The 13,493-nt window shown below is 64.4% G+C and carries 13 protein-coding genes; 7 read left to right on the top strand and 6 right to left on the bottom strand.

Annotated elements, in window-relative coordinates; all coding sequences use genetic code 11:
- Window positions 1-195: 195 nt before the first annotated feature.
- Complete coding sequence (locus CK224_RS11000) at window positions 196-777, top strand: TetR/AcrR family transcriptional regulator (RefSeq protein ID WP_066989382.1); 582 nt, start codon at window positions 196-198, stop codon at window positions 775-777.
- A gap of 389 nt (window positions 778-1,166) precedes the next feature.
- Here CK224_RS11000 and CK224_RS10990 read toward each other — a convergent pair whose 3' ends face one another.
- The 5 genes from CK224_RS10990 to CK224_RS10970 all read right to left on the bottom strand — a co-directional run bounded on the left by CK224_RS10990 (window position 1,167) and on the right by CK224_RS10970 (window position 6,500).
- Window positions 1,167-2,189, bottom strand: coding sequence for a LacI family DNA-binding transcriptional regulator (locus CK224_RS10990; RefSeq protein ID WP_095781767.1), 1,023 nt, complete (start codon window positions 2,187-2,189; stop codon window positions 1,167-1,169).
- 58 nt (window positions 2,190-2,247) lie between these two features.
- Window positions 2,248-3,042: an ATP-binding cassette domain-containing protein gene (locus tag CK224_RS10985; protein WP_095781766.1), complete on the bottom strand. Its 795-nt coding sequence runs from the start codon at window positions 3,040-3,042 to the stop codon at window positions 2,248-2,250.
- Window positions 3,043-3,047: 5 nt separating this feature from the next.
- Window positions 3,048-4,034: an ABC transporter permease gene (locus CK224_RS10980; protein WP_095781765.1), complete on the bottom strand. Its 987-nt coding sequence runs from the start codon at window positions 4,032-4,034 to the stop codon at window positions 3,048-3,050.
- Between the two features lie 104 nt (window positions 4,035-4,138).
- Window positions 4,139-5,071, bottom strand: a complete 933-nt coding sequence (locus CK224_RS10975) for a substrate-binding domain-containing protein (RefSeq protein ID WP_066988900.1) — start codon at window positions 5,069-5,071, stop codon at window positions 4,139-4,141.
- 271 nt (window positions 5,072-5,342) lie between these two features.
- Window positions 5,343-6,500: a fumarylacetoacetate hydrolase family protein gene (locus tag CK224_RS10970; RefSeq protein ID WP_095781764.1), complete on the bottom strand. Its 1,158-nt coding sequence runs from the start codon at window positions 6,498-6,500 to the stop codon at window positions 5,343-5,345.
- Window positions 6,501-6,695: 195 nt separating this feature from the next.
- On the opposite strand from CK224_RS10970, the gene CK224_RS10965 reads away from it, so the two are divergent.
- The 6 genes from CK224_RS10965 to CK224_RS10940 all read left to right on the top strand — a co-directional run bounded on the left by CK224_RS10965 (window position 6,696) and on the right by CK224_RS10940 (window position 12,757).
- Entirely contained in the window at window positions 6,696-7,976 is a 1,281-nt protein-coding gene (locus CK224_RS10965) for an FAD-dependent oxidoreductase (RefSeq protein WP_245425886.1), read from the top strand.
- 94 nt (window positions 7,977-8,070) lie between these two features.
- Window positions 8,071-8,958, top strand: coding sequence for an ABC transporter permease (locus tag CK224_RS10960; RefSeq protein ID WP_095781762.1), 888 nt, complete (start codon window positions 8,071-8,073; stop codon window positions 8,956-8,958).
- The gene (locus CK224_RS10955; protein ID WP_095781761.1) at window positions 8,955-9,776 is read left to right on the top strand and encodes an ABC transporter permease; all 822 of its coding nucleotides are present in this window, start codon (window positions 8,955-8,957) and stop codon (window positions 9,774-9,776) included. The genes CK224_RS10960 and CK224_RS10955 overlap by 4 nt, the downstream gene beginning before the upstream one ends.
- Window positions 9,777-9,803: 27 nt before the next feature.
- A complete protein-coding gene (locus tag CK224_RS10950; RefSeq protein ID WP_095781760.1) occupies window positions 9,804-10,874 on the top strand; it encodes an ABC transporter substrate-binding protein in 1,071 nt (356 codons plus the stop codon).
- A gap of 205 nt (window positions 10,875-11,079) precedes the next feature.
- Window positions 11,080-11,682 carry a cupin domain-containing protein gene (locus CK224_RS10945; RefSeq protein WP_066988889.1) on the top strand — a complete coding sequence of 201 codons (603 nt, stop codon included), beginning with the start codon at window positions 11,080-11,082 and terminating at the stop codon, window positions 11,680-11,682.
- Complete coding sequence (locus CK224_RS10940) at window positions 11,672-12,757, top strand: ABC transporter ATP-binding protein (RefSeq protein WP_095781759.1); 1,086 nt, start codon at window positions 11,672-11,674, stop codon at window positions 12,755-12,757. Before CK224_RS10945 ends, CK224_RS10940 begins: the two co-directional genes overlap by 11 nt.
- 9 nt (window positions 12,758-12,766) lie before the next feature.
- Here the strand turns inward: CK224_RS10940 and CK224_RS10935 are convergent, their stop codons facing one another.
- On the bottom strand, window positions 12,767-13,468 hold the full coding sequence (locus CK224_RS10935; protein WP_176477907.1) for a GntR family transcriptional regulator: 702 nt from the start codon (window positions 13,466-13,468) through the stop codon (window positions 12,767-12,769).
- Window positions 13,469-13,493 lie beyond the last annotated feature (25 nt).

Here is a 13,493-nt window from a genome sequence, read left to right as displayed (position 1 = left end):
TTTTCACCGGCCGAAGCCGCATGACAGGCAGGTTTTCTGTCCTATCTCACTCTGGCAGGGCTATCGGTGGGCCTTGTCGTTTGACGGGGAGTGATATAGGTGTTACCAGTAAGTAACATCTGAAAGTTACAGACCGGTAACACCCTAGTCAAGAGGTGACCTCGGTTTTTTTGGAAACGACGAAAGGAGAGCATGATGACTGACGGCGTTGCGGAGCGTTCCCGCCCCCGGGATCGGATCCTGGAAACGGCGCAGGACATGTTCCACAAGCACGGAATCAAGGGCGTCGGCGTCGACGCCATCACGGAGGCTGCTGGCACCAACAAGATGACGCTCTATCGTCATTTCGAATCCAAGGACGATCTGATCATCGAATGCCTGCGCGCCACGGCGGCGAAGGCTTCAAGGATATGGGACGAGTTCGAGGCCGAGCATCCCGGCGACAAGCTCGCGCAGTTGCATGCCTGGGTCCGCAAGGCTTCGGAGCTGCTCAGCGCCGACAGTCGCGGCTGCGACATGGCCAATGCCGCCGTCGAGCTCACCGAGACCGATCACCCGGCACGGCGCGTCATCAAGGAACTGAAGGAAGCCCAGCGCGAGAAGCTGGTTGCGCTCTGCCGCGATGCCGGCATCGGCCAGGCCGAGTTGCTCGCCGATACGCTGTCGCTGTTGCTCGAAGGCGCGCGCGTCTCGATGCAGAGCGTTGGCGCCGAGGGCCCGAGCGCGCAGTTCGTGCGCATGGCCGAAAGCCTGATCGCCTCGTTCCGGGCACGCTGAAGGCGGCTTCCCCTGATGCGGCCGCTTTGCGGCCAGGCCAGCGCCGGCGCTGACCCGTCTCCTCTCTCCCCAGGAGAGTTCGGATTGCTCGAATTGCAAGGCAATTCGACTCGGCAATATCCGGGTGAGGGGCGCTTCCGCCTAAGTGCAGGCAAAGAAAAAGCCCGCTGCCGGGAGGAGGAGGCAGCGGGCTTCGATTTCGAATACGGCGCGGGAGGAGGAGCACCGCATTCAGCGCCGGTGTCTGGGAGGAGGAAGACATCCGACGCCGCAATAATTACGATTTGCCCAACCATTCGGCAACTGCGAAACGTGCATAGCTGGTGTGCAGATTTGCCGGATCAATCGTCTGACAAATCGGTGAGGCGACGGCATGATGCCATTCGCGACTACTGCACCGGCACGTTTTCCTTCATGATCAGCCGGGGCTCGATGAATTTTTTGGTCAGGTACGGCGCCGACGAGGCGATCGAGCCGAGCAGGCGGATCACTGCTTGCTCGGCAATCAGCCGCGCGTTCTGGTCGATGACCACGTCGGCGAGATCGTCGACCAGATAGCGGCGTGTTTCCCTGGTCAGGTCATGGCAGATGAAGACGGGCTTTCTGCGCGGCCTGGCTTCGAGCAACGCCTTGGCCACCCCGGAGCGTCCGGCGCCGACGCAGTAGATGCCGAGCAGTTCCGGTTCGTTGTGCAAGGCCTTCATGGTCGCACTGTAGCTGGCGTCGGGCTCGTCGTTGATCTCGACGGCGCTGGAGACGGTGAGATTGGGGAACTCTTCTGCGAGCACCGAGCGGAAACCCATCTCGCGCTCCTCGTGGCCGCGATAGGAGCGCGAGCCAACGACCATCGCGAGGTGCCCGATCCGGCCGCCAAGGAAGCGGCCCATCAGCAGCGCCGCCGTGCGTCCGGCAACCCGGTTGTCGATGCCGACATACGCCGAGCGAGGGGCCGCGGGCACATCGGAAACCAGCGTGACCAGCCGGATGCCGGCCTCGACCAACTCGCGCAAAATGTTGCGCGTGCGTGGATGGTCGACGGCGATGACGCCGACGCCGTTGGCCTTGAGCGAGAGGTTCTCGATCGCGCCTTGCAGCGCGCCCGGCGATATGCCGGCGAGGTTGTGGATGCGGCAGGAGGCGACCAGCGGCAGGCGCGCGGCATAGTCCTCGATATGATGGGCAAGGTCGGCCATGAAGGCGTTGCTGCCGATCGGCAGGAAGAATTCGAGATGCGCCGGCTTCGACGGCAGCACGACTTGATCGAGCGTCGGCAGATAGCCGAGCTGCTTTGCCGCCTCCAAGACGCGCTGCCGGTTGGCCGCGCTTGCGCCCGGCCTGTTGTTGAGCACTCGGTCTACGGTCGCGGTCGACAAGCCGCAGCTTCTGGCGATGTCGGCTACGGTCGCTTTCATGGGTCCGGTCATAGGGTGGGATGCGAGCCCCTGTCAGCCAAATCGAAGTCAGGCCAAATCAGCCATGCGGCTGCGGGCCGTCGGAAATCGCATCGCGGATCTCCTTGTCCGACATGCCGGTGATGACGCGTTCGACGTCCGCTACTGTGGTCTTCTTCGGATCGATATCATCGGCCACCACCTTGCCGCGGCGCATCACCACGATGCGGTCGACGACCTGGAACACGTGGTGGATGTTGTGGGCGATGAAGATGCAGGAGTGGCCGGAATCGCGGGCGCCGCGCACGAAGCTCAACACCCCTTGCGTCTCGGCAACGCCGAGATTGTTGGTCGGCTCGTCGAGGATGATGAGGTCGCTGTCGAAATGCATGGCGCGCGCGATCGCCACTGCTTGCCGCTCGCCGCCTGATAGCGAGCCGATCGGCGTCGTCGGCGGGATGTTTTTGGAGATGCCGACCTGCCTGAGCAGGTCGCGCGCCACCGTGTTCATCGCCTCCTGGTTCATGCGGTTGAGGAAACGCGGCGGTTTGATCGGCTCGCGCCCCAGGAACAGGTTGCGGGCGATCGACAGCTGCGTGACAAGCGCGGAGTCCTGATAGATCGTCTCGATACCTTCAGCGATCGCGTCGCTGGTGCTGCGGAAATTCACCTTCTTGCCGCGCACGAAAATGTCGCCGCTGGTGAGCGGCACCGCGCCCGACAGCACCTTGATCAGTGTCGACTTGCCGGCGCCGTTGTCGCCGAGCAGGCCGACGATCTCCTTTTCGTTGACGTGGAAGTTGGCGTCCACCAGCGCCTGTACGCGCCCGTAGGACTTGCGGATGTTCGTCATGCGGATCAGAGGCTCGGCCATCGTCTTCAAGTCCCTGCCTGGTGCCGGCGTTCGAGCCATGAGTGCAGCGCCATCATCCCGAGGATGATCGCGCCAATGAAGATGTTGTAGGCAAGTCCCGGAACGCCGATCAGAACGATGCCGTTGCGCATGACGCGCAGGATCAGGATGCCGAGCACCGTGCCGATAATGGTGCCGCGGCCGCCGGTCAGCGCCGTGCCGCCGATGACCACCATGGCGATGACCTCGAGCTCGTAGCCGGTGCCGCTGTTCGGATTGGCGGCCGAGGTGCGCAGCGACGAGATCACGCCGGCGAGCGAGGCCATCACCGCCGACAGGATGAACAGGCCGATCTTGACCCGGCTGACATTGACGCCGCGGGCGCGCGCCGCGTTGGGATTGCCGCCGGCCGCCTGGATCCAGTTGCCGGTGCGGCTTTGCGTCAGCACATAACCGAGCGCGATCGCGGCGCCGATGAACCAGAACAGCGAGGCATAGATGCGGAACGGGCCGACGTAGAAGTCGCCGACCAGGATGTCCGCAAGCCAGCTGCCTTCGGCGCTCCAGGTGCGCTGCGGAAGGCCGTCGGTGACGAAAAGCGCGGTGCCGCGCACGACGAGCAGCATGCCGAGCGTGACCAGGAAGGACGGGATCTTGAGCTGCGTGACGAACCAGCCATTGACAAGCCCGATCAAGGCCGCGACCACCAGCGCGATGGCTAAGCCCATCTCCAGCGAGGTGATCCCGCCATTGAACAGCGTCCACATCAGCACCGGCGAGAAGCCGAACAGCGAGCCGACCGAGAGGTCGAATTCGCCCGACGTCATCAGCAAGGTCATCGCCAACGCGATCAGCCCAAGCTCGACGGTGAAGGCGAGGATGTTCGAGATGTTCTGCGGCGACAGGAAATCCGGATTGATGCCCCAGAAGATGACGAGTTCGACGATCAGCAGCACCAGCGGCCCGAATTCCGGCCGCGCGATGAAACTTTGGATGAAGGAACGGTTTTCCATTGGGCCCGCGATGTGAATGATTGGCGAGCCCGCTGCGATCAGTCAGGACTCGATGGTCCAAGAAGCGATCGCGGCCCGAAAGCCGCGACCGTTAATGTCAGGTCTTACTTGCCGGACAGGATCTTGTCATAAACGCCGGCGGTATCCTTTTCATAGAGCGCGCCGGTGATGACGTTGAAGCCCGGAGGAATGCCGGCAGACGCCATCGCCGCCATCGAAAGCGCGATGTAGCTGGTCGCCTGCGGGTCCTGCCACTGCGCGGCGTTCACATAGCCGTTCAGCACTTCCTGGGTGGTGTCGAGCGAGTTGCCCCAGCCGACGACCGGGATTTCGCCCGGCTTGACGCCGACCTGGTCGAAGACGCGCTTGACCGAGCCTGTGACCAGGTCGCCGAGGCCGATGATCGCCTTCACCTTGCCCTTGTGGGCGGTGAGATAGTCGACCATGCGGTTGATCACTTCGGCCTGGTCGAGCGTCGCCTCGGTCACCTCATAGGTGATGCCGAGCGGCTCGAACACGCTCTTGATGCCTTCCTCTTCCTGCACGCCATAGGTGGCGCCGGGCACCTCGACCGGCATCCAAACGAAGTCGCCCTTCTTCACCAGGCCCTTGTCGACCAGATACTGCGCCCAGTGCTTGCCGAAGGTGACGTTGTCGCCGCCGACATAGGCGTTGAAGTTGGCCTTCGGGTCGGGCGTGTTGAAGTTGATGATCGGAATGTTGGCCGCACGGGCCTCCTTGACGATCTCGACGAGGCTGCCCGGATCGGGGCTGGTGGTGACGATGCCGTCGGCCTTGGCCGAGATGGCGGCGCGAACAGCCTCCTGCTGCGAGGCAACGTCGCCATTGTGGAACGAGGTGTTCACCTTGTTGCCGGTGTCGGTCGCCCATTGCTTGGCACCGGCCAGGAAGTAGGTCCAGACCGGATCGGCCGGGCCGCCATGCGAAATCCAGTAGAAGGTCTTGGCCTCGGCCATCGCCGGAATGGCGATTGCCGCGATCAAGCCAAGCACGAACAGTCTCAGCCTCGAAAGCATCGATTTCCTCCCATGTTGAAAACCACCTCCACATCAGGCGCGATGCGGTCCTCAAGGGTCGCATCTTCCTGCCCGCGCCGACCGGACGCCTCTAGAGCATTCCCTTTTTCGGCCGCTGGCAAGCCTCGATCGTCAATGGATGTTGGCACAGCTCCGCACGCCATCAGCAATCCCATCAGATTGCATCAGTTACCGTGATATTTTCCCGGCAAACGCCGCTGCGCTCATCAGCCTCCAGTGATGAGCAAGCGTATGCCGTTGTGATCCGCTGCTAGATCAGACCGGCTCTGGCGAGGTCGCGCATCAGGTGGCTGGCGCCGTAGGTCCAGGGCGGGCAGTCGGGCGACAGGCGCACCCGGTTGGTCAGCGCGCCCAACTTTTCCGACGAGATGGTGACGGTGTCGCCGACCTTGTGGGTGAAGCCCTTGCCCTTTTCGCCGCGATCCTTCGACGGCACGAACATGGTGCCGAGATAGAGCGCCAGCCCGTCCGGGTACTGGTGATGAGGTCCCATCGCGGCTCTGACCAGCTCTTCCGGCGAGCGGCTGATCTCGGCCATCGAGCTTGCGCCCTCCAGCGAAAAACCGTCCTCGCCCTCGACGCTTAGCCGCACCGTGGCGCGCTTCACGTCGGCGATGGAAAAGGTCTCGTCGAAGAGCCGGATGAAAGGTCCAAGCGAGGCGGAAGCATTGTTGTCCTTGGCCTTGCCGAGCAGCAGCGCCGAGCGTCCTTCGACATCGCGCAGATTGACATCGTTGCCGAGCGTGGCGCCGACGATGCGGCCCGAGCTGTCGGCGATCATCGCGATCTCCGGCTCCGGATTGTTCCAGGTGGAGACCGGATGCAGCCCGACATCGGCGCCGAAGCCGACGGAGGCCATCGGCTGGCATTTGGTGAAGATCTCGGCATCGGGGCCGATGCCAACTTCCAGATATTGCGACCAGGCGCCGCGCGAAATCAGCTTGGCCTTGATCTCCATCGCTTCCGGCGACCCTGGCTTGAGCTTGGAGAGATCATGGCCGATCAGCCCGGCGATGTCGGCGCGGATGGCGTCGGCCTTTTCCGCCGAGCCGCGCGCCTGCTCCTCGATGACGCGCTCGAGCAGGCTGACGACGAAGGTGACGCCGGAAGCCTTCACCGCCTGCAGGTCGACGGGGGAGAGCAGGATCGGCTTCTTGGCATCGCGCGGAGATTCGAGGCTGTTGGCGGCGATCTCTTCCAGCGCGCCGATCGCCTTGCCCCGGGCCGAGCGCACGTAGGCGGCCGGGTCCTTCAGCTCGCAGAGGTCGCGCACGGTAGGCGCCGCGCTCGACGTGATGTCGATGACCTCGCCTGCGCGCACCGTCACCACCAGCGGATGGGAGGCTTCGCTGGTCCAGGCGCGGCCGACGAAAAGGCCGTCGCCAGGGAGGCGGGTTAAATCGGTCATGGTCTTCTGTCCTCTCGATTGTCGCGCGGCACTTTCCCCGCATTTCATGCAAACGTCTATCCCATCGATGGCGAGGTTATGAGCCAATGGCATGCTGTCACATAGCCAAGCGCGGACTGGCCCATCGGGTCCTCTTTCAAATTCATGAAATCAGCAATAGGACTTTCACGAGCCTCCAGCGCCTCAGGTGACCAATTGCCCACCTTTTCCGATCCGGTCTGGCAAAAGCCCCAAACAGCTCCGGCGTTCCAGTCCGAGCTGTCGAGCGATGGCACGCTCGACGCGGTGATCGTCGGCGGCGGCATCATGGGTCTGTCGACCGCCTTGTACGCGGCCCGCGCCGGTCTTTCCGTCCAGGTGCTGGATGCCGGCGCGATCGGGCAGGGCGCGTCGGGCTTGAACGGCGGCCAGGTCATTCCCGGCCTCAAATATGATCCCGAAAGGCTGATCGAGCACTTTGGCAAGGAGCGCGGCGAGGCCTTGGTCGACTTCGCCGCCTCGACGGCGGACGCGGTGTTCGATGTGATCCGTGACGAGAAGCTTGCGGTGCCGTTCACGCGGAACGGCTGGATCCAGGCTGCGCACACCGAGACCGCGCTGAAGGCGGCGGCGAACCGGGATCGGCAATGGCGGGCGCGCGGCGCCGACGTCAAGCTGCTCGACCGGGCCGAGATCGCCGCGATGACCGGCGCCAAGGGCTATCTTGGCGGCTGGCTCGACCGCCGCGCCGGCGTCATCGATCCGCTGTCCTACACGCTCGAGCTTGCCCGCGTCGCCTCTGCCGTCGGCGCCGGGATCGCCGAGCAGCAGCGGGTGGTGAGGCTCACCAAGGAAGCCGGCGTCTGGCGGGTCTCCACGCAAGGCGGCGCCGAACTGCGCGCGACGAGGGTCGTACTCGCCACCAACGCCTATACGGATGGCCTGCTGCCCGGCCTCGCGCAAACAATCGTGCCGCTGCATTCCTTCCAGATCGCCACGGCACCGCTGCCGGCGGAGCTTGCCGCAAGCATCCTGCCCGGCGGGCAAGCCGTTTCCGATTCCCGCCGCATCTTGGTCTATTACCGCAAGGGCCCTGACGGCCGGATGGTGTTGGGTGGACGCGGCCGCATGGCCCCGCCTTCAAGCGCGGCCGACTGGGCCCATTGCGAACGCGCGCTGCTTCGGCTCTATCCGGCGCTTGCCGGCATCGCCGTCGAAAAGCGCTGGTTCGGCCGCGTGGCGATGACCCCGGATCATCTCCCGCACCTGCATGAGCCGGAAAAGGGCCTGCTCGCCGTGGTCGGTTGCCAGGGCAGGGGCGTCGGACTGATGAGCGCGCTGGGCAAGCGCATGGCGGGTTACCTCGCGACCGGCGATGTCAGTCGATTGCCTTTCCCGCTGTCGCCGATCCGGCCGATCCCGTTCCACGCCTTCCGCCAGGTCGGCGTCGCCGCCACCATCGCCTGGTATCGGATGCTGGATGCCCTCGAGCGCTGAGGGACGCGTGCAGCGCATCACCGATTTAGCTTGACAGTTTCAGGAATATGAAAAATCATTAGCTGATTTCAAAAATCCGATGGGCAGCTAGCAGATGTCCACCATCGTTGCAGCGCGACCATCGCCGGAAACCCGCATCTCGCCGGTTTTCCGCTTTGCCATGCTGTTGCCCGGCGGGGTGGTCACCTTCTTCCTCATCCTCTTTGCCCTCGGCCTGGTGCTCTTCCTTGCCTTCAGGAGCAATGACGGCTCGCTGCTCGGCGCCGGCTTGACGGCGGCAAACTTCGTAACTGTGGCCACCGATCCGCTCTACTGGACGGTGACGCTGCGCTCGCTGGTCATCGCCGGCCTGGTGACGCTCGCCACCGTCGCTACTGCATATCCGGTCGCCTACTACCTCGCCTTCCATGCCGGCCGCCGGCGCAACCTGCTGCTCTTCCTGGTCACGCTGCCGTTCTGGACCAGCTACCTTTTTCGCGTCTTTGCCTGGAAGATCGTGCTTGCCTATAACGGCGTGCTGAACTCGGCTTTCATCGAAAGCGGCCTCTGGTCGGAGCCGACGCTCGCCTTCCTCAACACGCCGGCCGCGGTGGTGGTGACGCTTGCGCACGCCTACGCGCCTTTCGCCATCCTGCCCATCTACGTGGCGCTGGATACCATCCCGAAATCGCTGCTCGAAGCCGCCTCCGATCTCGGCGCGCGCCCGTTCACGTCGTTCCGCCGCGTCGTGCTGCCCAATTCGATGCCGGGCGTGCTGGCGGCGGCTCTCGTCGTCTTCGTGCCGACCGTCGGCGACTATGTCACGCCGGCTATGGTCGGCGGCCCGGCCAGCACCATGATCGGCACGCTGATCCAGTCGCAATTCGGCAAGGCCAATGACTGGCCGTTCGGCGCGGCCCTCTCGGTCTGCGTCATGCTGGTCATCCTGTGCGTGGTCCTGGTCGCGCGCGGCGCCGACCGCCGGTTTGGCAGCCGCACATGAGCGCGGCGCGCAAAGAGGCAAATGCGGGCGGCCGCTGGCTCGGCCTCTATGTGCTTGCCTATCTCGTCTTCCTCTATCTGCCTATCCTTTTGATCCCGCTGTTTTCCTTCAACGATTCCATCCAGGCGGCGTTTCCGCTGCAGGGCTTCACGCTCGGTTGGTACGAGACCCTCTACGGCAATCCGGCTCTGTCCGGCGCTTTGGCCAACAGTCTCGTCATCGGTTTCGTTGCTGCCTCGGGGGCAACGCTATGCGGCATCACCGTTTCCTATATGGACCTCTACGGCCGCTCGCCGCTCGCGGCTACGATCAGTGCCATAGCCCGGCTGCCGATCCTGATCCCCGGCGTCATCGTCGGCATCTCGCTCTTGATCCTGGTCAATCTCATTGGCCTCGGCCCGTCGCGCGTCGCAATCGTGCTCGGCCATATCCTGGTGGCGCTGCCGACGACGGTGGTGGTGATGCGCAGCCGATTCGCGGCGATCCCAAAGACCATTCGCGAGGCGGCGCTCGACCTAGGGGCGTCGGACTGGACAACGTTCCGGCGCGTCATGCTTCCGCTCAGCCTGCCGGCGGTGCTGTCGGCCTTCATGCTCGCCTTCCTGACCTCCTTCGACGAGTTCATCGTCGTCTTCTTCCTCGCCGGCACCGAGCCGACGCTGCCGCTCTACATCTGGAGCCAACTGCGCTTCCCGCGTTCGCTGCCCACGGTGATGGCGCTCGGAACGGTGATCCTGGCCGTGTCCTTCGTCATCGCCACCCTCGCCGAGATCCTGCGCCATCGCGGCCTCGGCGCCGCGCGCCGCAATCCAGCCTGAACCACAACAAAGAAGAGGAGAACGAAAATGACAGTCCACCTGAAATCGATCACGGGATACAAAGCCCGCGCGGGCCTAGCCGCACTCGCCCTGGCGCTGTCGTCGACCGTCGCTTTGGCTGCCGACAAGCTGCAATATTTCACCTGGTCGGGCTACGAGCTGCCCGACTTCAACAAGAGCTTCCTCACCGCGCATCCGGACGGCGTCGAGGCCACGATCTTCGGCGATGACGACGATGCCTTCACCAAGGTCAAGGCCGGCTTCCGGCCCGACATCGCCCATCCCTGCTACGACAAGGTGGCGCGCTGGAACAAGGAAGGCCTGCTGCAGCCGATCGACACCAAGCGCATCAAGAACTGGGATTCGATCTTTCCGGTGTTCAAGAACCTGCCCGACCTGCAGGCCGGCGACGGCAAGGTCTGGATGGTGCCGTGGGACTGGGGCAACACCTCGATCCTCTACCGCACCGATCTGGTCAAGAACCCCGAGGCGAGCTGGAACCTTCTGTGGGACAAGCAATATGCCGGCCGCATGGCGACCATCGACGCCGTGCATGACACGCCGATCGTCGCGGCACTTCTGGCTGGCGTGAACCCCTTCGACATGACGCCGGAGCAGATGGAAAAAGTCGCGGCGAAACTGCGCGAGCAGCGGCCACTGCTGTCGAGCTACACCACCGACATGACCTCGGTCGAGCAGGCGCTGGCCAGCGGCCAGTTGGTCGCCGCCATGACCTGGAACGCGTCGGCCACATCGCTGAAGAAGCAGGGCGTGCCGGTCGAGTTCATGAAGCCGAAGGAAGGCATGCTCACCTGGGCCTGCGGCTTCGTCATGCTGAAGGACGCCAAGAACGTCGATCTCGCCTATGACTTCATCAACAGCCGGCCCGACGCCGATTCGGGCAAGTACCTCATCCAGTCCTACGGCTATGGCAGCTCGCTTTCGACCGCCTTCGCCGGCGTGTCGAAAGACGAGCTGGACAAGCTGCAGCTGCCGGCGGATCCCGACGTGATGCTGAAGAGCACGATCTTCACCGGACCAATGAAGCAGAACGACGACGTCGCCAAGATGTTCGAGAAGGTGAAAGCCGGCGGCTGAGCGCACTTGCCTTCTCCCCTTGTGGGAGAAGGTGGATCGGCGCGCAGCGCCGAGACGGATCAGGGGTGATCCAGGGAACGCCGACGTCTCACTTCGCTGGAGCACCCCTCATCCGTCGCCTTCGGCGACACCTTCCCCCACAAGGGGGGAAGGGAGGCCTGGCGGCGCTGCGCCGCACCGGTGGAAAGACAACAAGGACTATTTGATGGACATTGTTGACGAAGCAAAACCGAAGGACGATGCCGACGTGCGTGTCGGCCGGCGCGTGCGGGCGCTGAGGCTCGAGCGCAAGCTGTCGCTGGCCGAGCTCGCCGCCAAGGCCGGCATATCGATCGGCGCGCTCAGCCAGATCGAGCGCGGCATGTCCTCGCTGCGCGTCAAGGTGATCTGGCCGCTGGCCGCCGCCCTCGACATCGAGCCCTCGGCCCTGATCGCCGACGGCGATGAAGCGGTCAACGACCTCTATTGCGTGCGCGCCGACAAGCGGCGCGCAATCCCGGTCAAGTCCGAGGGCATCGCCAAGGCGCTGCTGTCGCCGCCCGCCGCCACACTCACCGGAATGCTGGTGACGGTCGAGGCCGGCGGCGGCACCGCCGAGGCTTATGCCCATGCCGGCCACGAATTCGGCTTCGTGATGACGGGCGAGGTCGAGCTGGTGGTTGACGCCACGGCCTATGTGCTGAAGGCCGGAGACAGCTTTGGCTTCAAGAGCACGCTGCTGCATGCCTTCCGCAATCCGGGCGCCGAGCGCTGCCAGATCCTGTGGGTCAACACGACAAAACCCTCCGAGGTGCGCGATGGCGCCTGACGCGCTCGTTCGTCTAGAGAACGTCTCGAAGGTCTTCCCGGGCGGCGTGGTCGGGCTCGATGCGGTCGATCTCGACATTGCGGCGGGCGAGTTCCTGACCCTGCTCGGCCCCTCAGGCTGCGGCAAGACGACGAGCCTGCGCGTCATCGCCGGCTTCGAGAGCCCGACCAGCGGCAAAGTGCTGCTCGAAGGCGGTGACATCACCGGTCTGAGGCCCTTCGACCGTCCGGTCAACACCGTCTTTCAGGACTATGCGCTGTTCCCGCATATGGACGTCGCGGCGAATGTCGGCTTCGGCCTCTCGCTGCGCAAACTGTCCGGTACCGAGCAGGCCAAGCGCGTCGGTCAGGCGCTTGACATGGTCGGCCTAGCCGACAAGCTGCGCGCCCGCATCTCCGAACTGTCGGGCGGTCAGCGCCAGCGCGTCGCGCTTGCCCGCGCCATCGTCTGCGAGCCGCGTGTGCTCTTGCTCGACGAGCCGCTGTCGGCCCTCGACGCGCATCTGCGCGAGCAGATGCAGGTCGAGCTCAAGCGGCTTCAGTCCCGGCTCGGCACCACCTTCGTCATGGTCACGCACGACCAGACCGAGGCGCTGTCGATTTCCGACCGCATCGTCGTCATGAACAAAGGCCGTATCGAGCAGATCGCGCCGCCCGCGACGCTTTACGACCGTCCGGCGACCCGCTTCGTCGCCTCGTTCATCGGCACGATGAATCTCCTGCAGTCACGCTTTGTCGGGCGCGACGGCGAGCGGCTGCGCTTTACCGCCGGCGAGCTGCCGCTGGTGGCCATACCGGAAACCGGCGAGATACCGGCTGTCGGCGACGCACGAACCATCGGCGTTCGTCCGGAGGATCTTGTGGCGGCCACCGAGGCCGCCGAAGGCACCGCGCCGGCCCGGGTGAGTGGCATCGTCTTCCACGGTCGCACGCTGCGCCTTCACGCCGAACTGGGGCAGGGGACTGCAATCGTCATCGATGCCCCACGCCGCGCCGACGGTTTTCGATTCAGCATCGGCGACGTAGCGCACATCAGCCTGCGGCGTGGCGCCAACTGCCCTGTGCTCTCGAACTGATCGCCGGCCTCACGAAGCCTTGGCGAAAAAGCCCTGATAATCGGACTTGGCCTGCAGCAGGCGCAGGATGTTCTCGCGCGAGCCGCGCACATGCGCGCGAGCGTGCTCGCCGGCCAAAGCGACATCACCGGCGCAGATCGCGTCGACGATGCCCGTATGCTCCTCGCGGGTGAGCTTCCACTCGTCCAGCCACAGAAGCTCGGTCCACACATATTGCTGGCATTTGTCGAGGATGCCGCAAAGCATGCCGTGCAGCATCTCGTTGCCGCTGATCTCGGCGATCACCCGGTGCAGATCGATGCCGACCTGCAGCTCCTCGAATTTCTCTCGTGTGCTGCGGTCGGGGATTGCCGCCAGCCGTTCGCATTCGGCGAGCATGTCGCGCAGCCGCGCCTTGTCGGCGGCGGTCGCGTTCGCCGCTGCCAGCTCGGTCGCGCGCCCGTCGAGCAGCTCGCGAATGTCGAAGGCCTCGCGGAACATGGTCAGGTTGAACTCGGCAACAATATAGCCCTGGCGCGGACGTCCGATCACCAGGCCGTCGCGCTCGAGACGGTTGAAGGCTTCGCGCACCGGCGTGCGGCTCACCTTCAGGCGCTCGGCGATCTCGTTCTCGGTCACGCGGCCGCCTGGCGGGATCTGGCCGGTGATGATCAACGCCTTCAGCTTCTCGAACACCGAATCGCGCAGCGTGTTCTTTCTCTCCTTGCTCAAGCGTCCCGCCTCCAACGGTCAGTCA

This window comes from Mesorhizobium sp. WSM3862 (assembly GCF_002294985.1).
GTDB lineage: Bacteria > Pseudomonadota > Alphaproteobacteria > Rhizobiales > Rhizobiaceae > Mesorhizobium.
Note: the sequence above shows the minus strand (reverse complement) of the source record. Positions and strands in the feature narration are given on the sequence as shown.